This window comes from Microcella putealis, from assembly GCF_004216575.1.
Taxonomy (GTDB): domain Bacteria; phylum Actinomycetota; class Actinomycetes; order Actinomycetales; family Microbacteriaceae; genus Microcella; species Microcella putealis.
Genome location: NZ_SGWW01000001.1, coordinates 222,447 through 245,966, shown reverse-complemented (window position 1 = coordinate 245,966; position 23,520 = coordinate 222,447). Strand labels below are relative to the sequence as shown.

General features: G+C 70.1%; 19 protein-coding genes and 1 pseudogene. 15 read left to right on the top strand and 5 right to left on the bottom strand.

Features of this window, described 5'->3' with window-relative positions; all coding sequences use genetic code 11:
* Nucleotides 1-212: 212 nt before the first annotated feature.
* Nucleotides 213-1,973 (top strand): 2-isopropylmalate synthase, encoded by a 1,761-nt coding sequence (leuA, locus tag EV141_RS01255; protein ID WP_130484160.1) that lies wholly within the window; start codon nt 213-215, stop codon nt 1,971-1,973.
* Between the two features lie 92 nt (nt 1,974-2,065).
* Here the strand turns inward: leuA and EV141_RS01250 are convergent, their stop codons facing one another.
* The 4 genes and pseudogenes from EV141_RS01250 to EV141_RS01235 form a co-directional block, all read right to left on the bottom strand.
* A complete protein-coding gene (locus EV141_RS01250) occupies nt 2,066-2,653 on the bottom strand; it encodes a P-loop NTPase family protein (protein WP_241968928.1) in 588 nt (195 codons plus the stop codon).
* A 135-nt stretch (nt 2,654-2,788) separates the two neighbouring features.
* The gene (locus EV141_RS01245) at nt 2,789-3,535 is read right to left on the bottom strand and encodes an SDR family oxidoreductase (protein WP_130484159.1); all 747 of its coding nucleotides are present in this window, start codon (nt 3,533-3,535) and stop codon (nt 2,789-2,791) included.
* A 35-nt stretch (nt 3,536-3,570) separates the two neighbouring features.
* Nucleotides 3,571-4,515, bottom strand: coding sequence for an RNA polymerase sigma factor SigJ (gene sigJ, locus EV141_RS01240; RefSeq protein ID WP_130484158.1), 945 nt, complete (start codon nt 4,513-4,515; stop codon nt 3,571-3,573).
* A gap of 398 nt (nt 4,516-4,913) precedes the next feature.
* A pseudogene (locus tag EV141_RS01235) lies at nt 4,914-5,564 on the bottom strand (trimeric intracellular cation channel family protein); the annotation flags it as partial.
* A gap of 199 nt (nt 5,565-5,763) precedes the next feature.
* Between EV141_RS01235 and EV141_RS01230 the strand changes: the two are divergent.
* The 11 genes from EV141_RS01230 (at nt 5,764) to EV141_RS01180 (ending at nt 18,034) form a co-directional block, all read left to right on the top strand.
* Entirely contained in the window at nt 5,764-6,516 is a 753-nt protein-coding gene (locus EV141_RS01230; protein WP_130484156.1) for an NUDIX hydrolase, read from the top strand.
* On the top strand, nt 6,513-7,799 hold the full coding sequence (gene nadA / locus EV141_RS01225; protein WP_130484155.1) for a quinolinate synthase NadA: 1,287 nt from the start codon (nt 6,513-6,515) through the stop codon (nt 7,797-7,799). Before EV141_RS01230 ends, nadA begins: the two co-directional genes overlap by 4 nt.
* Before the next feature lie 30 nt (nt 7,800-7,829).
* On the top strand, nt 7,830-9,566 hold the full coding sequence (locus EV141_RS01220) for an L-aspartate oxidase (protein ID WP_130484154.1): 1,737 nt from the start codon (nt 7,830-7,832) through the stop codon (nt 9,564-9,566).
* The gene (nadC, locus tag EV141_RS01215) at nt 9,563-10,501 is read left to right on the top strand and encodes a carboxylating nicotinate-nucleotide diphosphorylase (RefSeq protein WP_130484153.1); all 939 of its coding nucleotides are present in this window, start codon (nt 9,563-9,565) and stop codon (nt 10,499-10,501) included. Before EV141_RS01220 ends, nadC begins: the two co-directional genes overlap by 4 nt.
* A 4-nt stretch (nt 10,502-10,505) precedes the next feature.
* Nucleotides 10,506-11,669: a cysteine desulfurase family protein gene (locus EV141_RS01210; RefSeq protein WP_130484152.1), complete on the top strand. Its 1,164-nt coding sequence runs from the start codon at nt 10,506-10,508 to the stop codon at nt 11,667-11,669.
* 112 nt (nt 11,670-11,781) lie between these two features.
* Nucleotides 11,782-12,549, top strand: a complete 768-nt coding sequence (recO, locus tag EV141_RS01205) for a DNA repair protein RecO (RefSeq protein ID WP_130484151.1) — start codon at nt 11,782-11,784, stop codon at nt 12,547-12,549.
* On the top strand, nt 12,546-13,376 hold the full coding sequence (locus EV141_RS01200) for an isoprenyl transferase (protein WP_130484150.1): 831 nt from the start codon (nt 12,546-12,548) through the stop codon (nt 13,374-13,376). The genes recO and EV141_RS01200 overlap by 4 nt, the downstream gene beginning before the upstream one ends.
* A 120-nt stretch (nt 13,377-13,496) precedes the next feature.
* Nucleotides 13,497-14,567 carry an aminotransferase class V-fold PLP-dependent enzyme gene (locus tag EV141_RS01195; protein ID WP_130484149.1) on the top strand — a complete coding sequence of 357 codons (1,071 nt, stop codon included), beginning with the start codon at nt 13,497-13,499 and terminating at the stop codon, nt 14,565-14,567.
* Between the two features lie 76 nt (nt 14,568-14,643).
* On the top strand, nt 14,644-16,029 hold the full coding sequence (locus tag EV141_RS01190) for a glycine--tRNA ligase (RefSeq protein WP_130484148.1): 1,386 nt from the start codon (nt 14,644-14,646) through the stop codon (nt 16,027-16,029).
* Between the two features lie 248 nt (nt 16,030-16,277).
* Entirely contained in the window at nt 16,278-17,276 is a 999-nt protein-coding gene (locus tag EV141_RS01185; RefSeq protein WP_130484147.1) for a glycyl-tRNA synthetase, read from the top strand.
* 62 nt (nt 17,277-17,338) lie between these two features.
* A complete protein-coding gene (locus EV141_RS01180) occupies nt 17,339-18,034 on the top strand; it encodes a DsbA family oxidoreductase (protein WP_130484146.1) in 696 nt (231 codons plus the stop codon).
* Between the two features lie 247 nt (nt 18,035-18,281).
* Here EV141_RS01180 and EV141_RS01175 read toward each other — a convergent pair whose 3' ends face one another.
* A complete protein-coding gene (locus EV141_RS01175; protein ID WP_130484145.1) occupies nt 18,282-18,758 on the bottom strand; it encodes an aminoacyl-tRNA deacylase in 477 nt (158 codons plus the stop codon).
* Between the two features lie 140 nt (nt 18,759-18,898).
* On the opposite strand from EV141_RS01175, the gene dusB reads away from it, so the two are divergent.
* The 3 genes from dusB to dnaG are packed head-to-tail and all read left to right on the top strand — an operon-like array spanning nt 18,899 to nt 23,493.
* Nucleotides 18,899-20,056: a tRNA dihydrouridine synthase DusB gene (gene dusB, locus EV141_RS01170; RefSeq protein ID WP_130484144.1), complete on the top strand. Its 1,158-nt coding sequence runs from the start codon at nt 18,899-18,901 to the stop codon at nt 20,054-20,056.
* Nucleotides 20,057-20,074: 18 nt separating this feature from the next.
* The gene (locus tag EV141_RS01165) at nt 20,075-21,430 is read left to right on the top strand and encodes a deoxyguanosinetriphosphate triphosphohydrolase (RefSeq protein ID WP_130484143.1); all 1,356 of its coding nucleotides are present in this window, start codon (nt 20,075-20,077) and stop codon (nt 21,428-21,430) included.
* Between the two features lie 20 nt (nt 21,431-21,450).
* On the top strand, nt 21,451-23,493 hold the full coding sequence (gene dnaG / locus EV141_RS01160) for a DNA primase (RefSeq protein ID WP_130484142.1): 2,043 nt from the start codon (nt 21,451-21,453) through the stop codon (nt 23,491-23,493).
* The last annotated feature ends 27 nt before the right edge of the window (nt 23,494-23,520 follow it).

The window sequence follows — 23,520 nt, the reverse complement described above, 5'->3', positions numbered from 1 at the left end:
TTTGGTAGTACGGAACTGGACCGGTAGTCGTACCGGGGGCGTGCATCCGGGGCGGTTCGCGGCCGTGAGCGGGCCGGGTGTACCCTGAAACCGTGTTCGGCGCGCTTCTTCTTCGTTGCCGCGACGAGGCTTAGCCCTTAGCCTCCCTCGTCGCGGAGTTCGTTGTCGGCTGAGACCAGCATCAGACACGGAAAACAGGAGCCGCGAAGACCATGAAGAACCGCCAGCAGCCGTCGGGGATGCCGACGCACAAGTACCAGCCCTACCAGTCGATCGTGCGAGTCGATCTGCCCGACCGCACGTGGCCGACGAAGACGATCACGCAGGCGCCGCGCTGGTGCGCCGTCGACCTGCGTGATGGCAACCAAGCCCTCATCGACCCGATGAGCCCCGAGCGCAAGCGCATCATGTTCGAGCTGCTCGTGCGCATGGGGTTCAAAGAGATCGAGGTCGGGTTCCCGTCGGCCTCGCAGACCGACTTCGACTTCGTGCGCTCGCTCATCGACGACGAGCTGATTCCCGACGACGTGACCATTCAGGTGCTGACGCAGGCGCGTGAGCACCTGATCGCCCGGACGTACGAGTCGATTAAGGGTGCGAAGCGGGCGATCGTGCACTTCTACAACTCGACGTCGGTGCTGCAGCGAGAGGTCGTCTTCCGCACCGATGTCGAGGGCGTGAAAGAGATCGCGCTGCAGGGCGCGCGCTGGTGCAAGCAGTACGAGTCGACTGTTCCCGGCACCGAGGTGTTCTACGAGTACAGCCCCGAGAGCTACACGGGCACCGAGCTCGAGACCGCGCTCGAGGTCTGCAACGCCGTCATCGACGAGCTGCAGCCCACGCCTGAGCGCCAGCTGATCATCAACCTGCCGGCGACCGTCGAGATGGCGACACCAAACGTGTACGCCGACTCGATTGAGTGGATGCACCGTCGCCTCGCGCGCCGCGACTCGATCATCCTGAGCCTGCACCCGCACAACGACCGCGGCACCGCCATCGCCGCCGCCGAGCTCGGCTACATGGCCGGCGCCGACCGCATAGAAGGGTGCCTGTTCGGCAACGGCGAGCGCACCGGCAATGTCGACCTCGTCGCCCTCGGCATCAACCTGTTCACACAGGGCATTGATCCGCAGCTCGACTTCAGCGACCTCGACGAGATCAAGCGCACCGCCGAGTACTGCAACCAGTTGAAGGTGCACGAGCGCTCGCCCTGGGCGGGCGACCTCGTCTACACGGCGTTCAGTGGCTCGCACCAGGACGCCATCAAGAAGGGCTTCGAGGCGATGGAGGCCCGCGCTGTGTCTGAGGGTGTGTCGGTGGACGAGCTGGTGTGGGGCGTTCCCTACCTGCCGGTCGACCCGAAGGATCTGGGGCGCTCGTACGAGGCTGTCATTCGCGTCAACTCGCAGTCGGGCAAGGGAGGCGTCGCCTACCTCTTGAAGACCGACCACGCCCTCGACCTGCCACGCAAGCTGCAGATCGAGTTCAGCCACGTCGTGCAGGCGAAGACCGACGCCGAGGGTGGCGAGGTCACGAGCGAGCAGATCTGGGAGATTTTCCAGGACGAGTACTTGCCGGCTGCCGACGAGACGGACAAGTGGGGGCGCTTCGAGCTGCTCTCGACCCGCACCGCGTCGGACATGACCGGATCGGTCGCGCTCGACGTCACCCTGCGCGATGGCGACGCGATTGATGGTGTCTCAGCGACGGGCAACGGGCCGATCGCGGCGTTCCTCGGCATCATGCAGGGGCAGGGCATCGAGGTGCGACTGTTCGACTACGTCGAGCACGCGCTCTCGGCCGGCGGGGACGCGCACGCCGCCTCGTACGTCGAACTCGAGGTCAACGGCCGCACCCTCTGGGGCGTCGGCATCGACCCCGACATCTCGACCGCATCGCTGAAGGCCGTGGTGTCGGCCATCAATCGCGCGATTCGCCTGGAGTCGGGCACGCGCGAGCTCGCGACCGCGTAGTCGCGCGCTGCGCGTCAACAACTCAGGACTAACGGCACGCACGCGTTCGTTGTGCCGCGTGCGTCCGCGGGTCGCGCGGTGTGCGCTGCGCGTTAGTCCTGAGTTGTTGACAGCGCGGCCAGCAGCGCGCGTGTTTCGCGGGGTGTGCGCAGCCGGATCACGGTCAGGCCGGCGCGCCGGTCGACTGTCTGAGCAATGAGCGCGCGGTACTTGTTGCGCGTCATGACCGCCCAGCGAATGATTCCCTCAGGGTTGAAGACTGCATGGCGGAGGCCCGGCTCTTGATTGCCGTTCCACAGCACTTCTCGTGTCACGCGGCGCCGCACGGTGCGTCGGATGACGCGCCAGAGGGTCACGCGAAACGGCGGATCAAGCCACAACAGCACCGTCGCCCGCTCGATAATGAGCGGCCTCACGCGCCGGTACTGCCACTCGGTGATCCAGCGGTCGTGAGCGACGAGCGCGCGCACCTCGTCCATGAACGAGGGGTGAGGGGTCCAGTTGGGCCCCCAGTGCAGTGCGTCGAGCTCGGTGTACGGCAAATCAAGGGCCGGCGCGAGCTGGCGCGCGAGAGTCGATTTGCCGGAGCCGGAGACTCCTGCGATGGCGACCCGAGCATCCGGCGCCCGAAGCGCCACAGCCGCGGCGCGCGCGTCGAACGGGGCGGGGACGGAACGCACCCGACGACCCTAGTGCCCGGCTCGTGTCAACAACTCAGGACTAAGGCTCCTCTTTCGCACGCGAGCCCGCGCGCGCCTGCGGCGCCTCTCACGGCAGTGTCGCGTTAGTCCTGAGTTGTTGACAGCGCGCGAGCCTCACGGCTGGTGCTGCGCCCACTCCGAGAAGCTCGGCCCTGTGCCCGGGGCTCCCGTCGTGTGGAGCCCGGCGCGGTACGCCGCGACGAGCCGGCCCGGCGGCCGCAGCGTGACGACGCGGCCCGTCGCGGTGTCGGGCGAGGTTCCGCCGGCGACCAACCACTGCCGCGCGAGCTCGCGCATCGGCAGCACCTCGGGCCCACCGATGTCGGTGACACGCCCGCCGACTGGAGTGTCCCGCGTCAGCTCTGTCAGCCGCGCGGCAACGACGCTCGTGTCGATCGGCTGAAATGGCACGTCGGCGACGAACGTCCGCGGAAGCCGTCGTTGCGCGCGAAACGCCCCCGCCACGAACTCATGAAACTGTGTCGCCCGCACGATGGTGAAGGGCAGCCCCGAAGCGGCGATCGCCCCCTCGCAGCGCAGCTTCGCCCGGTAGTTGCCGAGCGGCACCGCGTCGACGCCGACGATCGAGAGGTACACGAGGTGGGCGGCCCCGGCGGTCTGCGCGGCGTCGAGCAGCAGCTGGGTGGCGGCCAGGTCGTTGCGGCGGTTCGTCGCGAGGTGCACCACGGTGCGCACGCCGGCGAGGGCCGCGCTGAGCCCCGAGCCGCTGCGCAGGTCAGCGATGCCGTGGCCGTCTCCGGCCCGTCGGCTCAGGATGCGCGGCTCGATTCCGCGCGCTCGCAGCGCCTCGACGGTCGGGCGGCCAACGGTGCCTGTTCCTCCGGTGACGAGCACGGTCATGGTGTTCCTCTCTGCGGCTCGGCGATCGAGCTCTCTCACAGATGACCGGACAGCCCACCGTTCTGTGACAACGCCGACCGCGCGAATCGCGCCAGCTTGTCGGGAGCCCGAACAATGTGAACCCCGCGGACGCCGCCCGCCGCGATATCGAGGCTCCACAGGGCGATGGGATGCGCATCCGCGTCATCGGTGACCGCCAAGAATGCGGCGTCGCCGTTTGCCATGACCGGCACCGAGCGCACCCCGTTGCCGAACTTTTCGAGCACGCCCAGCACGAATCGGGCGACGTTGTCGGCGCCGTGGACGGGTCGTCGGGCGGCGCTGACGACGCCTCCACCGTCGCTGATGGCGACAGCGTCGGGAGTCAGGATCGACTCGAGGGCAGCGAGGTCGCCGCCCTGCGCCGCCGCGACGAAGGCCGTCAGTAGGCGGTGGTGCTCAGCATCGCTCGCGCGGGTACGGCGGGGGCCGTCGAGCGCGCGGCGCCCACGGGAGACGAGCTGACGGGCGGCTGCCTCAGTTGTCCCGAGAGTCTCGGCCAGGGTCGGGTAGTCGTAGTCGAACGCTTCGCGCAGGACGACAGCTGCGCGTTCGGGGCCGCTCAGGCGCTCCAGCAGCAGGAGGGTGGCCAGGTCGAGGGCCTCGGCGCGCTCGGCTCCGAGCGTGGGGTCGGCCCGCGTGTCGACGGGCTCCGGAAGCCAGGGCCCCACGTAGTGCTCACGCCGGACGCGCGCGGAGTCGAGGGTCGTGAGGGCGAGTCGGGTGACCATCGTCGTGAGATACGCCTCGGCGTTGTCGATGCCTGAGTCGGCAACGGTTGACCAGCGCGGCCACGCGTCTTGTACGACGTCTTCGGCCTCGGCCCACGAGCCGAGCATGCGGTACGCGAGCCCCGTAAGGCGCGGACGGGCGTTCTCAAACGCGGTGAGCGCCGCGGTGTTTGCGGCCGGGGGCTTCTCGGACCGGGGCTCGGGCGTCACGGCATGACTGTAGCGACCGGGCTGTCAACAACTCAGGACAAACGCGCGTGAGCTATCCGGTGGGCTCCGCGCTGGTGGGAGTGGGCGTGCGGTGGGGGCGCGTTAGTCCTGAGTTGTTGACACGCACGGGTGCGTGGGTGCGCGGGTGCAGCAGGTGCGGTGGGCGCAGCGGCGCCCTGCCCGCGCGGCGCCGGCGCTCAGCGACGCGCGCGACTCGCGCCGGGGATGGGGGAGCGGCGGCGCACACGCACCGGCTCGTTGTCGGCATCGACGACGGGGATTGCCGCCGTCGTCGACTGCAGGTGAATGACGCCGGTGGCGGTGGTCACGACGCGTCCGCGCTGCGCCTCAACGGTCGCCGACTGGCGACGCCGCAGGGGCAGGTGCACGACCGGCAGTTTTGGCAGCCGGGTGATGGCGCGTTGCTCGGGCAGGCTCCATCCGAACAGCACCGACAGGATGCGGATCGCGAAAGTCAGCACCACTCCGACCGCGGCCGCGATGAACACCGGCACATCGACTTCGAGCAGCAGCGCGATCGCGAACGCTCCACCGGCGGCAGCGAGCGCGTACAACGACCCGACGTGCATGAGCGCGATGGGCAGGTTGAGCAGCACGTCGCGCAGAATCGACCCGCCGACCGCCGCGAGCACGCCGACGAAAACCGCGGCGACCGGCGGAAGCCCGAGCGACAGCGCTTTCGTGGTGCCGATGGCGCCGAAGAGCCCGATGGTGAGCGCGTCGAGCGCCGTGATGATGCGCGACAGCTTCGACAGCACGCGCTCGAGCAGCATGCCGAGCAGCGCGGCCCCGGTCGCAACCGCGAGGTACCAGTTCGACTGCAGCGGCGCGAGCTGCACGTTGAGCAGCAGGTCGCGCAAGAGACCGCCGCCGAAGCCGACGACGATGCCGATGATGGCGACGCCCAGCCAGTCAAGCCGCCGGTCACGAAATTGGGCGGCAAACATGGCGCCCTGCAGCGCTCCGACGCCGACGGCGAGGAGGTCGGCCCACAGGGGGATCACGAACAGGGGGCTCACGCGCTCCATTCTGGATGCTCGCGCACCGCTCGCAGGTCGCCGCGCGCCGCCGCGCCCCTTGCGCCCCGCTCGCGAGGTTCGGGCCGCCGGGCTGACGAGCGCGCCCCTCACTTCGGGTGCTGTCCACCTTTAGTGCTAGACTCCGTTCAGGTCACCGTGACCATAACTCGACGCCGTTCGGCGCTGAGAAGCCGACCCGAGGAGCGCCGTGAGCAATTCTGATGCCGCGCGCGCCGCATCCATTGGCCTGGCCGTCTCCACGGTGATCTTTGCGCTGCGCGACGCCGACGGGGCGCCGCGCGCGACGCCGCCCAGCGCGGGCGGGCAGGGCACCGACGCACCCGCGACGGTCTGGCTGCCGCTCGTGCGCCGCATCCGCGAGCCGCAGTGCGGGCGCTGGGCGCTGCCCGGCGGCATGGTCGAACTCGACGAGAGCCTCGAGGGCGCGGCCCGCCGCAACCTCGCCGAGACGACCGAGCTGCAACCGACCTACCTCGAGCAGTTGTACGCGTTCGGCGACGTCAACCGATCGCCCGACCGGCGCCTCGTGTCGGTCGTGTACTGGGCGCTCGTGCGGCCCGACGAGGCTGCGCAGGTCACGCTGGGCGAGAACGTGCAGTGGTTTCCGGCCGACGATCTGCCCGAGCTCGCCTTCGACCACAACCTGATCGTCGACTACGCGCTGTGGCGCCTGCGCACGAAGATGGAGTACTCCGCGATCGCGCACGCGTTCCTCGGCGACGAGTTCACCCTCGCCGAGTTGCGCGGCGTGTACGAGGCCGTGCTGCAAAAGCCGCTTGACCCCGCGAACTTCCGGCGCCAGATGGAGTCGTCGGGCGCGATCGAAGCCACCGGAGGCGTCGTCACGGGCGGCCGCCACCGCCCGCCCAAGCTCTACCGCTACACCGGCGATGTGCAACTCGTCGACGCAGGCCCGCTCACCCCGAGGATCCCCGCATGACCACGACACCCCTCACCCTCGACACGACGATCCGCGGCATCACCAACGGTGTGCTGCCCGGCGAGACGTGCACGCCCGAGCTCGCGAAAGGCCCGTGGGAGTTCGACGCGACCCCCGGCTACGGCCCCGGCTCGTCGATGTACGACGTGATCCCGACCGGCTCGCCCGTGCAGGGCGGACTTCCCCGCGAATATCAGGATGCGTCGACGAACGAACTGCACGCCCGCATCCGCGCCGCGAAAGAGACGCTCGGCGATCGCCTCGTCATTCTCGGCCACTTCTACCAGCGCGACGAGGTCGTGCAGCACGCCGACTTTTTGGGCGACTCGTTCCAGCTGGCGAACGCGGCGCTCACGAAGCCCGATGCCGAGTACATCGTGTTCTGCGGCGTGCACTTCATGGCCGAGACGGCCGACATCCTCGCCCGCGACGACCAGCGCGTGATCCTGCCGAACCTCGCCGCCGGATGCTCGATGGCCGACATGGCCGACATCGACAGTGTCGAGGCGGCGTGGGAGGAACTGCAGTCGGTCTACGGAACCGAGCCGGATGCGGACGGCCGAGCCCCGATCATCCCCGTCACCTACATGAATTCGTCGGCGGCGCTGAAGGCGTTCTGCGGGCGCAACGGCGGCATCGTCTGCACCTCGTCGAACGCGAAAACCGTGCTCGAGTGGGCGTTCGAGCGGGGGCAGCGCGTGCTGTTCTTCCCCGACCAGCACCTCGGGCGTAACACCGCGAAGGCGATGGGGGTGCCGCTCGAGCAAATGCCGATGTGGAACCCGCGCAAGCCCCTCGGCGGCTCGACACACGACGAGTTGCTCGACGCGCGGGTCGTGCTGTGGCACGGGTTCTGCAGCGTGCACAAGCGCTTCACCGTCGACCAAATCGAAAAGGCCCGCGCCGACTATCCCGACGTGCGGGTCGTGGTGCACCCCGAGTGCCCCATGCCGGTCGTGGACGCGGCCGACGAGGCGGGCTCGACCGACTACATCCGCCGTGCGGTTGCCGGTGCCACCGAGCCGACGACCTTCGCGATCGGCACCGAGGTGAACATGGTGAACCGGCTCGCGGCCGAGTACCCGCAGCACACGATCTTCTGCCTCGACCCCGTCATCTGCCCGTGCTCGACCATGTACCGCATTCACCCCGGCTACCTCGCCTGGGTGCTGGAGGAGCTCGTCGCCGGCCGCGTCGTGAACGAGATCGTCGTCGCGTCAACTATTCAGGACGAAGCGCGCGTCGCACTTGAGCGCATGCTCGCCGCGAAGCCGCGCGACTGAGCCGCGTCGCCCCTTCGGAAAGAGATCGTCATGGGACACGTCGTCGTCATCGGCAGCGGCATTGCTGGGCTGATCAGCGCTTTGCGTGCGGCGCGCGTGCACGACGTGACGCTCGTGACGAAGGCCGAGCTGACCGCGGGGTCGACGGCATGGGCGCAGGGCGGAATCGCCGCCGCCGTGTTCGCGGACGATAGTCCTGAATTGCATGCACGCGACACGCTCGCGGCCGGTGCGGGGCTTAGCGATCCCGAGGCCGTGCGGCTGCTCGCGCGCGAGGGCGCCGCGCGGCTGCACGACCTGGTGGCGCTGGGTGTCGAGTTCGACCGGGTCTCCGGCGCGTCAACCGGCTCAGCCGCCGGGCCGCTCGGTTGGGCGCGCGGCCTCGAGGCCGCCCATTCAGTGGCCCGCGTATTGCACGCGGGAGGCGACGCGACGGGCCGCATCATCGAATCCGCGCTGGCGGGCGCGCTCGACGCGGCGCGCGCACAGGGGCGGATGCACGTACGCGAGCACACGACGGCCGTCGCGATCGTGCGCGGCGGCGACGGGCGCGTGTGCGCGGTCGACGTCGTGCCGAGCCCGACCGCGGCCGGGGCGCACCCGGGGGCGGATGCGCCGGTTGAGCGCCTCGCCGCCGACGCCGTGGTGCTCGCCACCGGAGGCAACGGTCAGCTCTACCGGCACACCACGAACCCGCCCGTGGCGACCGGAGACGGGGTGGTGCTCGGTTACGCCGCGGGTGCCGCGGTCGTCGACCTCGAGTTCGTGCAGTTTCATCCGACGGTGCTGCCCGGCGGCGGTCTCGTCTCCGAGGCCGTGCGCGGCGAGGGGGCCGTGCTGCTCGACGCGGCTGGCCGGCGCTTTCTGACGGGTGCGGGCCACGATCCGCGGGCCGAGCTTGCGCCGCGCGATGTCGTGGCTCGCGCGATCGCGGCGCAGATGCGTGAGCAGAGCGGGGCCCCGGTGCTGCTCGACGCGACCGCGCTCGGAGCTGGGGTGTTGCGCGAGCGCTTCCCGACGATCGACCGCCTGGTCCGCGCGGCGGGCTTCGACTGGACCCGCGAGCCGGTGGCCGTGACGCCCGCCGCTCACTACGCGATGGGCGGGCTGCTGACCGATATGAGCGGTCGTACCACGGTTGCGGGTCTGTTCGCTGTGGGCGAAACCGGGTCGACGGGCGTGCACGGGGCGAACCGCCTTGCGTCGAACTCGCTGCTCGAAGCCCTTGTCGTCGGCTGGCTGGCGGGCGACCTTCTCGCCGCGGCCCCCGCCGCTGCGGCGCCGTCGCTGCCCACCCCCGCGCTGTCAACAACTCAGGACCAACGAGGTGACGACGATCTGACGGCCGCAGTGCCGACGCGCCTGAGTGGCGGCCTCGAAGCAGCCGATGCGCTGCGAAACGGCACGATCCCCGTGACCGGCGACTACCTCCGCGACCGCGCGTGGGATGCCCTGGGGCTCCTCCGCGACGAGTCGACGATGAGTGAACTTGCCCGCGAACTCGCGGATGCCCGGCCCGCCGACGCCCTCGCCGCACGGCTCCTGCCGCTCGCTCGCCTCACCGCCGAAGCTGCGCGAGCTCGGCGGGAGTCGCGCGGCGCCCATGCCCGCACCGACTACCCGGCGACCGAGCCGGCGCTCCGCTGGCGCCGTGCCTGGGTCCGGCCCGGTTCCGTTAGTCCTGAGTTGTTGACGCGCGACGCCGCCGTCGACGCCCCCGAGCCCGCCCTCGCGGCGGCCGCACCGACCCGAGAGGCGACGCGATGAGCGTGACCGGCACCGAGCATCCGATCAGCGAGGCGACGCAGCGACCCACCCTCAGCACCGCGCCGACGCCCGCCCCCGAGCGGGCCGTCGTCGAACTCGTCTCCCGTGCCCTCGCGGAAGACGCGCCCTGGGGTGACGTGTCGGGCGAGGCGAGCATCCCGGCTGACGCCACCGCCCGAGCCGAGCTCGTCAGCCGCGCCCACGGAGTGCTCGCCGGCGTCGACTGCATCGCCGAGGCGTTCCGCCAGGCCGACCCCGCCGCCGACATCACCCTTCACCTCGGCGATGGCGCGCCCCTCGCACCCGGCACCCGGGTCGCGACGATCTCGGGCGACGCGCGCGCGATCCTGCGCGCCGAACGCATCGCGCTGAACTTCGCCCAGCGCCTGAGCGGCATCGCCACACTCACCGCCCGATACGTCGACGCGGTCGCCGGCACCGGCGCACGCATCGCCGACACGCGCAAAACGACGCCCGGTCTTCGGATGCTCGAACGGGCCGCCGTGCGTTCCGGCGGCGCCCACAATCACCGCTTCTCGCTGTCGGACGCGGTAATGTTGAAAGACAACCACCTTGCCGTGCTGGTGCAGCAGGGCCGTGACCTGACGGACGCGATTCGGGCGGTTCGTGCGCGGATCCCGCACACGATGCACCTCGAGGTCGAGGTGGACCGCCTCGATCAGCTGCCCGCGGTGCTTGAGGCCAAACCCGACACGATCATGCTCGACAACTTCAGCCTCGACGAGCTGCGCGCGGGCGTCGCGCTCATCGACGGTCGCGCCATCGTCGAGGCGAGCGGGGGAGTGAACCTCGATACGGTGCGCGCGATCGCCAAGACCGGGGTCGACGTGATCTCAGTGGGCGCGCTGACGCACAGCGCCCCGTCGCTCGATCTGGGGCTCGACATCGAAACCGCCGCGACGCCCGGAGCTTAGGCTCGTGTCGCTCATCGACCTCGACCAGGCGGCGACGACCGCCGTTCGGCGTGAGGTGCTGGAAGCCATGTGGCCGTTCCTGACGGGGGCGTACGGCAACGCCTCGAGTCGGCACGCGCTGGGGCGCGCGTCGGCCGACGGGCTCGACGCCGCGCGCTCGACCGTCGCGCGTCTTGCCGGGGTGCGAGCAACACAGGTGGTGTTCACGGGCGGCGGGACTGAGGCCGACAACCTCGCGGTCATCGGCCTGACCCTGGGGGCGATCGCTGCTGGCCGCGGGCGGCACATCGTTGTCTCGGCGATTGAGCACGAGGCCGTGCGCGCCTCGGCCGATTACCTCGCGCGCTGGCACGGTGTCGAGGTGAGCGTGCTGCCCGTCGACAACTCAGGACTAGTGCGTGCCGACAGCCTCGCAGCACTCCTGCGTGATGACACCGCGCTCGTGAGCGTGCAGCACGCAAACAACGAGGTGGGAACCCTGCAGCCCGTGCAGCAGCTGGGGGAGCAGGCGCGGGCCGTTGGCGCGCGGTTCCACGTCGATGCGGTCCAGACAGCGGGGTGGGTGTCGCTCGACGCGAGCGTTAGTCCTGAGTTGTCGACAGCCGATGCCGTGACGGTCTCCGCGCACAAGCTCGGCGGCCCGAAGGGCGTGGGCGCGCTCATCCTCCGCACGAACGCCCCGCTTGAGCCTGTCATCCACGGTGGAGGCCAAGAGCGCGATCGCCGCAGTGGCACCGAAAACGTCGCCGGGGTCGTCGGCTTCGCGCGAGCCCTCGAACTCGCCGCCGCTGAGCACGATTCCGCCACCGTCGCGCGTGTTGCCGTGGACCGCGACGCGTTCATCCAGGCCGTCGAGCACGCGGTCCCGGGAGCGCAGCTGACGGGGCACCGCAGCCAGCGCCTCCCCGCGCACGCGTCGTTCGTCGTGCCGGGGATCGGCGGTGAGCCTCTGCTGGTCGCCCTCGACGACGCGGGTGTCCTCGCCTCCAGCGGCTCGGCCTGCGCCGCGGGCCGCGACGAGCCCTCACCCGTGCTGCTCGCCATGGGAGTCGACCCCGACACGGCCCGCACGGCGATCCGCTTCACCTGGGGAGTGTCAACAACTCAGGACGAACTGATGCGCGCCGCCGAGCTCCTCGCCGAATCAGCGGCACGTTTGCGCCCCTAGCTGAGGCGGCGCGACGTTAGTCCTGAGTTGTTGACACGACCCGCTCGGCCGAGCCGGGCCGCCCACGCGCGCCGCACACCGCGCCCACCACCACACCCGCGATACTGAAGCGGTGCCGACCTATCGTGACGAAGCCGTCGTGCTGCGCACCCACAAGCTGGGTGAGGCCGACCGCATCGTGACGATGCTGGGCCGCCAGCACGGCAAGATCCGTGCGGTGGCGAAGGGGGTGCGCCGCACGGGCAGCCGCTTCGGCAGCCGTCTTGAGCCGTTCATGGTCGCCGACCTGCAGCTGTACCGCGGCCGCAGCCTCGACATCGTGCAGCAGGCCGTCACCCTTGGCTCCTACGGCAACGAGATCAGCACCGATTACGGCCGCTACACGGCCGCGAGTGTCATGGTCGAAACCGCCGACAAGGTGACGGGCGACGACGGCGGGGGCCTCCAGCAGTACCTTCTCCTCGTCGGTGGCCTGCGTTCTCTCTCGCGCGGCGAGCACGACCCGTCGCTCACCCTCGACTCGTACCTGCTGCGCGCCCTGTCGATCGCCGGCTGGGCTCCGACCTTCGGCGACTGCGCCGTCACGGGCGCCCCCGGCCCCCATCGCTCCTTCGTCGTGCAGCTCGGCGGCATGGTCGCCGACGAGGTCGCCCCACCCGGCTCTCCGCGCGTCGACGACGACACGCTCGCCTTGTTGATCGCCCTGCTGACGGGCGATTGGCCGGTCGCGGATGCGGCAGACGAGCGCACCCGCAATCGCGCAAGCGGCCTCATCGCCGCCTACACGCAGTTCCACCTCGAGCGCGGCCTCCGCTCCCTGCCGCACGTCGACCGCGCCGCCCGCGAACAGCGCACCACCAGTCCCCAGGAGGTCCCGTGAGTCGCCGCAGCCCCGCCGACGCGACAGGCCCAGAGCCCCTCCGCCCCCTTGACTGGACGGGCGAGCAGCCCCCCGCCATCCCTCCGAAGACCGTCCCCGCCCACGTCGCCATCGTCATGGACGGCAACGGCCGCTGGGCGAACCAGCGCGGCCTCACTCGCATCGAGGGCCACCGCGCCGGCGAGGCGAGCCTCCTCGACGTCGTTGCCGGAGCCATCCAGCTCGGCGTGAAGCACCTCAGCGTCTACGCCTTCAGCACCGAGAACTGGAGCCGCAGCCCCGACGAGGTGCGCTTCCTGATGGGCTTCAACCGCGAGGTGTTGCGCCGCCGCCGCGACCAACTCGACGCCTGGAACGTCCGCATCCGCTGGGCCGGCCGCCGCCCGCGCCTGTGGCGCAGTGTCATCTCCGAGCTGGAAGAGGCGCAGGCCCGCACCGCCCACAACACGGGCCTCACACTGACGATGTGCGTCAACTACGGCGGCCGCGTCGAGATCGTCGACGCCGTCCGCGCCCTCGCCTCCGAGGTGAAGGCCGGCCGCCTCAACCCTGAGCGCATCACCGAGCGCACGATCGCGCGGCACCTGTACGAGGCCGATCAGCCCGACGTCGACCTCTTCGTGCGCTCGAGCGGCGAGCAGCGCACCAGCAACTTCCTCCTGTGGCAGAGCGCCTACGCCGAAATGGTGTTCCTGAACACATTGTGGCCCGACTTCCGTCGCCGCCACCTCTGGGATGCGATCGAGCAGTACGCGGGGCGCGATCGCCGTTTCGGCGGCGCGGTGGATGCCCCGACCGCCCCGCCCGAGCATCCGCCCGCCCCGTAATCCCCGCGTCCCGCCCGCCGCAGCACGCGCCCTACACCTACACGTCCTCTCACCAGCGCCGCGCCACCCCACCCCGGCCACACCTGGACGCACCCGTCGCGCCGCCACCAGACTGGCCGCATGCCCCTCACGCTTGACGTCGCCCGCACCCACTTCGGCCCAAACGCCGCCGGCTACCTCGCCACCGCGGCCCTGGGGTTGCCCCCGCGGGCCACCGTCGAGGCGATGACCGCCGACCTCGAGGTCTGGTTCGCCGGAGACCGCGGCGCACCCGACTACGACCGCGTTGTCGACGCCTGCCGTGCGTCGTACGCGCGCATCGTGAACGCGCCGGTCGACACGGTCGCGATCGCGGCCCAGGTCAGCGCCGCCGTGAGCGTGATCGCCGCCGACATCGAGCCGGGTACCGAGGTCATCGTCGCCGACGGCGACTTCTCGTCGATGGTGTTTCCGTTTCTCGCCCGCGGCGATCTGACCGTGCGCCACGTGCCGGTCGCTGAAGTGGCCGCCACCGTCTCTGAGCGCACGGCCCTCGTGGCGTACTCGCTGGTGCAGTCGGCAACGGGGGAGCGGGCCGACGCCGCTGCGATCCGCGAGGCCGCCAGCCGCGTCGGAGCCCGCACGCTCTGCGACGTCACCCAGGCTGCCGGGGTGACCCCGCTCGACGCACTCACGCTCGCCGATGCGACCGTGTGCCACGCCTACAAGTGGCTGTGTTCGCCGCGGGGTGTCGCCTTTCTGACGGTCTCGCACGACTGGATGCGCACCCTGCGTCCCATCCAGGCCGGCTGGTACGCGGGCGAGCACGTCTGGCAGTCGGCGTACGGGCCGGCTATGAATCTTGCGCCGAACGCGCGCCGCTTCGACGTGAGCCCCGCCTGGCCGGCGTGGGTGGGGGCTGAGCCCGCGCTCGCCCTGCTCGCCGAGCTCGACATGGTCGAAGTGGGCGCGTACACGGCCGGCCTCGGCGACGCCTACGCCGCCGCCGTCGAGATGGAACCGCGCGGCCAAGCAATCGTCTCCATCCCCGACCCCGACGGGCGGATGCTCGCCGCAGCGGGTGACGGCGGCATCCGCATTACCGGCCGCGCCGGCAAGCTGCGCGCCTCCTTCCACCTCTACAACACGAGCGACGACGTCGAGCGGCTGGTGCGGGTCGTCCGCGACCGGCCCGCGCCGCGCATCCTGTGAGCCGCCGCTCAGTAGACTGAGCGATCGCGCGCCGCGACGCCTTCGCGGCGGCACCGAGACCCGCAGGAGTACCCCCGTGGCAGCATCCACTCACCTCGATTCCGTCATCGCGCTCGCGAAGCGACGCGGCTTCGTCTTCCAGGCGGGCGAAATCTACGGTGGGTCGCGGTCCGCGTGGGACTACGGCCCCCTCGGCGTCGAGCTGAAGGAGAACATCAAGCGCCAGTGGTGGCGCGCGATGGTGACCCGTCGCGCCGACGTGGTGGGCCTCGACTCGAGCGTGATCCTGCCGAAGCGCGTGTGGGAGGCCTCCGGCCACGTCGACGTCTTCAGTGACCCGCTGGTTGAGTGCCTCAGCTGCCACAAGCGCTACCGCGCCGACCACCTCGAGGAAGAGTTCGAAGAGAAGAAGGGCCGCGCTCCCGAGAACGGGCTCGCCGACATCGCCTGCGCCAACTGCGGCACCCGCGGCCAGTGGACCGAACCGAAAGAGTTCTCGGGCCTGCTGAAGACGTTCCTCGGCCCCGTCGACGACGAATCGGGGATGCACTACCTCCGTCCCGAAACCGCTCAGGGCATCTTCGTGAACTTTGCGAACGTGCTGAACGCCGCGCGCATGAAGCCCCCGTTCGGCATCGGCCAGATCGGCAAGAGCTTCCGCAACGAGATCACGCCCGGAAACTTCATCTTCCGCACCCGCGAATTTGAGCAGATGGAGATGGAGTTCTTCGTCGAACCCGGCACCGACGAAGAGTGGCACCAGTACTGGATCGACCAGCGCCACCAGTGGTACGTCGACCTCGGCATCAACCCCGACAACCTCCGGCTGTACGAGCACCCGGCCGAGAAGCTGTCGCACTACTCGAAGCGCACCGTCGACATCGAGTACCGCTTCGGGTTTAGCGGCTCAGAGTTCGGCGAGCTCGAGGGCGTCGCGAATCGCACCGACTTCGACCTGTCGACCCACGCGAAGCACTCGGGCGTCGACCTGTCGTACTTCGACCAGACGAAGGACGAGCGCTGGACCCCCTACGTCATCGAGCCCGCGGCGGGTCTGACCCGCTCGCTCATGGCGTTCCTGGTCGACGCGTACCACGAAGACGAGGCACCCAACACCAAGGGTGGCGTCGACAAGCGCACGGTGCTGCGCCTCGACCGTCGCCTCGCGCCCGTGAAGGCCGCCGTGCTACCGCTGTCGCGCAACGAGCAGCTGTCACCTGCGGCGCGCCAGCTCGCCGACGAGCTGCGTCAGCACTGGAACGTCGACTTCGACGACGCCGGCGCCATCGGTCGGCGCTACCGCCGCCAAGACGAGATCGGCACGCCGTTCTGCATCACGGTCGACTTCGACACCCTTGACGACCAGGCCGTCACGGTGCGCGAGCGCGACAGCATGCAGCAGCAGCGCATCCCGCTTGAGGGCGTCACGAAGTTCTTGGCCGCCGAGCTCCTGGGCGCCTAGCCCCGCACCCCGCACCCCGCCCTCCGCCCTCCGCCCGCGGTGACCGTCAACAACTCAGGACTAGCGGCATCCCGTGGCCGCGACACGCCGTCACCGGGCGCGGTTGCGCGCTGGTAGTCCTGAGTTGTTGACGAACGCGCCGCGTCCCACGCCGGCCCGCTCCTGCCCAGACCCGACGGCGCGCGGGGCTCTGCACAGCCGTGGCGGCGGCACGCGGCCCAACACGCGGTGTCGCGCATGATGCGTCGATGTTCACCGCACTCATTGACGACATCACCCGAGCGGGAGGCGCAGCCGGCCGCGCCTACCTCGTCGGCTTGGGCCACGACGACCGGCTACTTCGGGCGGCAGTGCGCACCGGTCTCGTCTCGCGCCCACGGCGGGGTTGGTACTCGATCTGGCCTGAGCAGGATCCCCGCACGCATGCTCTCCGTGTGGGCGGCCGACTCACGGGCTTGTCGGCGATCGCGGCGATGGACGGCTGGGTGCGTCGACGCGGCCGGATGCACGTCGCGGTCCCCGTGAACGCCTCCCGTCTCCGCTGCCCTCGTCGACGCACGGTGACCTTCGCTCGATCGTCTCGCCGCACGCAGGTGGTGCTGCACTGGACGAGACAGGCTCATGATCGCGACGTCTCGACGGGTCTCGTGGACGTGCGCGAGGCACTCGAAGTTGCCATCGCCACGGAGGCGGCAGAGGACGCGGTGGCGGCCATCGACTGGGCTCGACGGCGCGGACTCATTGACGTGATCGACGCGTTCGCTCTCGTGCGCCGGGTACCCCGTCGCAGCAGGTCCGTCGTTGGCTGGTCAAGCGAGCGATGCGATTCGCTGCCCGAAAGTCTCGCGCGCACGAGGCTTGCCCGTCGGGGCTTGCGGGTCACCGAACAGGTCGCGCTGCCCAACGACCCCAGCCCGGTCGATCTCGTGATCGAGGGGGCGGTCGGCCTCGAGATTGATGGCGAGCGTTTCCACCGCGATCGGTTCACTCGAGACCGCAGCAAGGACCTCGCCATCACCATCGAGGGTCTGCACGCCATCCGACCGGCCGCCAGCCACGTGTTCGATAGTTGGCCAACAGTCGAAGCCGCGATCCTCACGGCTCTTGCTGCTCGAGGCATCACGCCAGAGCTGCGCCCCACCGTCGGTGTCGACAATTCAGGACAACCGCGGCGCTATCGACGACCGACCCGCGCACATCCGCGCTCCGTGAGTGTGAAACCGCGGCGCCGGGCGCGTTTGTCCTGAGTTGTGGACGCCGAACCCAGGCGGTCGCGGAATACGCGACGCCGCCGTGCGTTGACCCCAGGGTGAGCAACGTAATCGATGTGCAGATCTGGTCCGACGTGCAGTGCCCCTGGTGCTACATCGGCAAACGCAAGTTCGAGGCCGCCGTCGAGCAGTTCCGCGCTGAGGGCGGCGAGGTGTCGGTCACCTACCGAAGCTTCGAGCTCGCCCCCGACACCCCGGTCGACTTTGAGGGCACCCCGATCGACTACTTGAGCGAGCGCAAGGGCATCAGCCCTGAGCAAGCCCAGCAGATGGTTGATCGTGTCAGCCAGATCGCCGCGAGCGTCGGGCTCAATTACCACTACGACCGCATTCACCAGACAAACACTGTGCTCGCGCACGAGCTGCTGCACTTTGCCAAGCAGCACGACAAGCAAGCAGAACTCAAAGAGCGACTCCTTCGCGCGTACTTCACTGAAGGTCGTCACATCGGCCGCGCCGACCAGCTCTCTGACCTCGCCGCTGAGGTGGGCCTGGACCGCGAGGCCGCCGCAAGCGCGCTCGCCGACCACACCTTCCTTCCCGACGTGAAGGCAGACATGGCACAGGCTGTCGCCTATGGCATCCAGGGTGTGCCGTTCTTCGTCATTGACGCGAAGTACGGCATCTCCGGCGCCCAAGAGTCCGCGTCATTCCTGGCGGCGCTGCATCAGGCCGCGGATGAGGGGCGCAAACCTGCAGCTTCGACCGCGCGCCACACGGGGTCACACGCGTGAGCAACTTCTCCGCCCAGCCCAGTGGCTTCACGATGCTCGGCAGCCCCGACGCCGCTGCCTGCGAGGGCGACGTGTGTGCGGTCCCGGCACTGAATGCCGACGCTCCAACCACTGCGGCGTCAACAACTCAGGACTAACGCCTCGAGCCTCGAGCTGGTTCCCCGCAACCGCGAGGCTCCACTCAACTCAGGCGCGCGTTTGTCCTGAGTTGTTGACGGGCCGGGGGTGCGGGCGGGCGCTCGGCCCGCTACTCGGGGTCGCTGATGTCGGCGACGGTGGCGTCGAGGGCCGCGAGCAGGGGAGCGGCCTCAGTGAGCAGGCTGTGGCCCGGGCGACCGGCGCCGAGCGCCACGCGCCCCGCGATGGTCGCGTCGGCGATCACCGGCCACGCGGTCGTCGAGCCGAGCGGCACGATCGTGCCACGCTCGAATCCGGTCGCGGCGAGTGCTTGCTCCGGCTTCGGCAGCTGAATCTTGTTGACGCCGAGCAGCGCCCGCACTTTCGCCCACGACAGCTGCCGCCCACCCGGGACGAGCGCGAATACGTAGCTGTCGTCGCTCTTCTTCAGCACGAGCGTCTTGATCACCTGTGAGGGCGCGACGCCGACATTGGCGGCGGCCTCCTCGAGCGAGCGGGCATCCCCGCGGGGCACGACGTCGGCCTCCAGCCCCAGCGCGGTGACGGCGGCGTCGACGCGCGCGGCGCCGTCTTCGATGGCGGTCATATCTGCTCTCTTCTTTTCGCGGATGCTCGGCTGCGCCTCCGGGGAACCCGTCGTCCTCAACGCCCCATCCCCGTCGCCCATTCCGCGCCCCCGTCCGCTCGGGCACCCCCGCCGCGGGAGGGTGAGACAATGGGAACCGTATGTCTACCGCCACCTCCACCGCCCCGCAGCTGAGCATCGGCCCTCTGCCGCTCAGCGTGCCGGTCGTGCTCGCGCCGATGGCGGGCATCACGAATACGGCGTTCCGGCGCCTGTGCCGCGAGTACGGCGCGGGCCTCTACGTCAGCGAGATGATCACGAGCCGCGCCTTGGTCGAGCGCACTCCCGAGAGTTTGCGCCTCATTCGCCACCACGAGAGCGAGACGACCCGCAGTATCCAGCTGTACAGCGTCGACCCGACCACGGCCGGCGAGGCGGCGCGTTTCCTCGTCGGTGAGGGCCTCGCCGACCACATCGACATGAATTTCGGATGCCCCGTTCCGAAGGTAACGCGCAAGGGAGGGGGCGCGGCCCTGCCGTGGAAGCTTGAGCACTTCCGACGCATCGTCGAGGAGACGGTGTCGGCCGCCGGCGACATCCCCGTAACCGTGAAGATGCGCAAGGGCATCGACGCCGATCACCTCACCTACCTCGAGGCCGCGAAGGCCGCCGAGGGCGCCGGCGTCAGCGCCATCGCCCTGCACGCTCGCACCGCTGCCGACTTCTATTCGGGTAACGCTGACTGGGACGCGATCGGCACCCTGAAAGACACGATCACGAGTGTTCCGGTGCTCGGCAACGGCGACATCTGGAGCGCCGACGACGCCCTCCGCATGGTCGAACAGTCGGGCTGCGATGGCATTGTCGTCGGGCGCGGCTGCCTTGGCCGCCCGTGGCTGTTCGGCGACCTCGCCGCCGCCTTCCGGGGCGAGAAGCGCAAGGCCACGCCCACGCTTGGCGAGGTGGGCGACGCCCTCCGCCGCCACGCCGAGCTGCTGGTCGAGTTCTTCGACGGCGACGAGCTGCGCGGCTGCCGTGACATTCGCAAGCATGTCGCCTGGTACTTCAAGGGCTACCCGGTCGGCGGCGAGTTGCGGGCCCGCCTCGCCCAGACCGAGAGCCTGCAGCACCTCGACGACATGCTTGGCGAACTCGACCGCGATGCTCCGTACCCGGGTGAGGCCGCCGAGGGTCAGCGTGGCCGCGCCGGCACGCCGAAGAAGCCCGCCCTGCCCGATCGCTGGCTCGAGAGCCGAGAACTCACTGACGCGAGCCGCGCCGAGGTGTCCGCCGCCGAGCTGCACAACAGCGGCGGCTAGTCGATGGAGAACCCCCAAATGGATCCGCGCATCGCCCCCTCTGCGCCTGCCCCCTCTTCGCCCGCCCCGTCGACGCCCGCCGCCCCGCACTCCCCGCACAGCGCTCCGGCCGCCCCCGACCGCGGCTATACCCCGCACGATGTCGAGCGCCGCCACCCCGAGCAGCACTCGACCAACCGCGCCCACTTCGCGCGCGATCGTGCTCGGTTGCTGCACTCGAGCGCGCTCCGCCGGCTCTCCGCGAAGACCCAGGTGCTGAGCCCGACCGCCGGCGTCGACTTCGCACGTAACCGGCTCACCCACTCGCTCGAGGTGGCGCAGGTGGGGCGCGAGCTCGCGTCCGCGCTGAGTCTGGCCCCCGACGTCGTCGACACGGCGTGTCTCGCGCATGACCTCGGCCACCCGCCGTTCGGCCACAACGGTGAGGGCGCGCTGAACGCCTGGGCCCGCGACATCGGCGGCTTCGAGGGCAACGCCCAGACCCTGCGTCTGCTGAGCCGCCTCGAACCGAAGGTCATGGCTCACGACGGCGAAAGCTTCGGCCTGAACCTGACCCGCGCGAGCCTTGACGCCGCCTGCAAGTACCCGTGGACTCTCGCCGACGCGATCGGCGACCCGAGCGGTCGCCAGAAGTTTGGCGTCTACGCCGACGATGTCGACACCTTCGCCTGGATGCGTGAGGGCGCCCCCGAGCGCGTCCCGAGCATGGAGGCCCAGGTCATGGATCTCTCCGACGACATCGCTTACTCCGTTCACGATTTCGAAGACGCGATCGTCGGCGACTCGATTGACCCGCGCATCCTGACGAGCGAAGCCGACCGCGAAGCGCTCGTTGCGGGCGTCCTCCGCTGGAACGGCGACGACCTCGCGGAAGACGACGTGCGGGCAGCCTTTGGCCGCCTTGCTGAGCTCGAAGCGTGGATGTCGGCCTGGACGGGCTCGCGCGCCGACCTCGCGGGCCTCAAGAACCTGACGAGCAGCCTCATCGGCCGCTTTGCGCACGACGCTGTTCACGCCACCCGTGCCGCCTTTTCTGAGGATGCCCTGGTGCGGTTCCGCGCACACGTGGTTGTTCCCGTCGCCACCCGCGCCGAGATCGGCGTGCTGAAGGGCGTCGTCGGCACGCTCGTCATGGCAAACGACGAGCGGCAGCCGCTGTACGCGCGCCAGCGGGCGCTGCTCACCGACCTCGCCGACGCGGTCTGGGCGGCGGGGCCGCAGGCGCTGACCCCGGTGTTCCGGGCCGATTTTGAGGCGGCCGACACCGACGATGCCCGTCGCCGCGTGGTTGTCGATCAGATCGCCTCCCTCACCGACCAGTCGGCTCTGGCCTGGCATGAGCGCTGGGTCGAGGGGCGGCGGGCTCCCGCCTGAGCGCCCCTAGAATCGGGCCTGTGGCCGGCCGTATCCGACGAAGCGATATCGACGAGGTGCGTTCGCGCGTCAACATCGCCGACGTCGTCGGTGACTACGTCACGCTGAAGAGCGCGGGCGTCGGTTCGATGAAGGGCCTGTGCCCCTTCCACGACGAACGCAGCCCCAGCTTCCACGTGCGGCCGCAGGTCGGCTTCTATCACTGCTTCGGCTGCGGTGAGGGGGGCGACGTGTTCACCTTCCTGCAGAAGATGGACCACATGACGTTCGCCGAGTCGGTCGAGCGCATGGCGGCCCGCATCGGCTACACCCTGCAGTACGAGGAGGGCGGCGCGGCTCCCGACCAGGGCAACCGTCGCCGCATTCTGGCCGCGAACGAGGCGGCTGAGGCGTTCTTCCGCAGCCAGTTGGCGACGCCCGAGGCGGCCCCGGCCCGCGCCTTCCTCGGCGAGCGCGGTTTCGACGCGGCCGCGGCCGAGCGCTTCGGCGTGGGTTACGCGCCGAACGCCTACGACGCGGTCGGCGCGCACCTGCGCGGCAAGGGCTTCACCGCCGACGAAATCCTCGCCGCAGGTCTGCAGGGTCAGGGCGACCGCAGCCCGTACGACCGCTTCCGCGGTCGCCTCATTTGGCCGATTCGCGACACCACGGGCGCGACCCTCGGCTTTGGTGCCCGGCGCCTGCTCGAGACCGACAAGGGCCCGAAGTACCTCAACACGCCCGAGACGCCGGTGTACCACAAGGCCAAGGTGCTGTACGGCCTCGATCTCGCGAAGCGCGACATCGCGCGCGGCAAGCAGGCCGTCGTTGTCGAGGGCTACACCGACGTCATGGCCTGCCACCTCGCTGGCATCACGACCGCGGTGGCGACCTGTGGCACGGCGTTCGGGGGCGACCACATCACGATGTTGCGCCGCGTCATGGGCGACACCGACAACGCCGACACGACGCAACTCGGCGAGGTCATCTTCACCTTCGACCCCGACGAGGCTGGCCAGAAGGCCGCGAGCCGTGCGTTCGCCGATGAGCAGCGTTTCGCCGCGCAGACCTTTGTGGCGGTCGCCCCCGATGGGCTCGATCCGTGCGATCTGCGGCTGCAGCGGGGCGACGAGGCGGTGCGCCAGCTCGTGGGCACCCGTCGTCCCATGTTCGAGTTCATGATCCGCCGCCAACTCGCCCAGTTCGATCTCGAAACGGTCGAGGGCCGCGTCGGGGCCGTGCGCGCGGCCGCCCCGGTGGTGGCGCGCATTCGCGACCGCTCGCTGAGCAACGGCTACGTCCGCCAGGTCGCCGGCTGGATCGGCGTCGACACCGACGACGTGCAACGCGCCGTCAACGCCGCTGTGCGCGCCTCCTCGAATGCGGATGCGCGGGGTCGCGACGGGCGCGCATCCGGCGACCGCGCGTCCGTCGACCGCGCATTCGCGCCGCGCGACGGTGGGGACAGTCGGGGGGCGTCGGCCGCCGGGTCACGCGACGGTGGGGACGGACGCTCACGCCCCGACGGCAGCTACGGCAGTGACGGCGATCGCGCCACCACGCGGCCGGGGGAGTCGGCTGCAGGAGGCGCGTCGCACGCCCCGGTGATCGGCCTCGCCCAACTGCCGAACGATCCCGTCACCCGGCTGGAACGTGAGCTCCTGATGGCGCTTCTGCAGCATCCGGAGGACGTGCCCCGCGAGACAGCGAGCCGGGCCCTGGTGACAACGTTTAGCCAACCGGCGCTGGCGACGGCGCGCGATGCGCTGCTTGCCGCTTTCGAGCATTACGGCGCGGCCGACTGGGCGCGGCGCGTGACCGAGGAGGCGCCGCCCGCGTTCGCGCCACTCATCACCCAGCTCGCCATCGCGCCGCTGCCCGTGCGCGACGACCACGTCGCCGAGTACTGCGCGGGCATCACGAGTTCGCTCATTGATCGCGATCTGCTGCGCCGCAAGACCGAACTGCTGGGCGCCCTGCAGCGCGCCGATCAGGCCGCCGACCCGGCGCGGTATCGCGAACTGCAGACCCAGCTCATGGCGATCGAGAACGAGCGTCGCCGCGTGCGGGGCGACCTTTCCTGAGTCATATTCACGCGTGCCCGCGGCGTC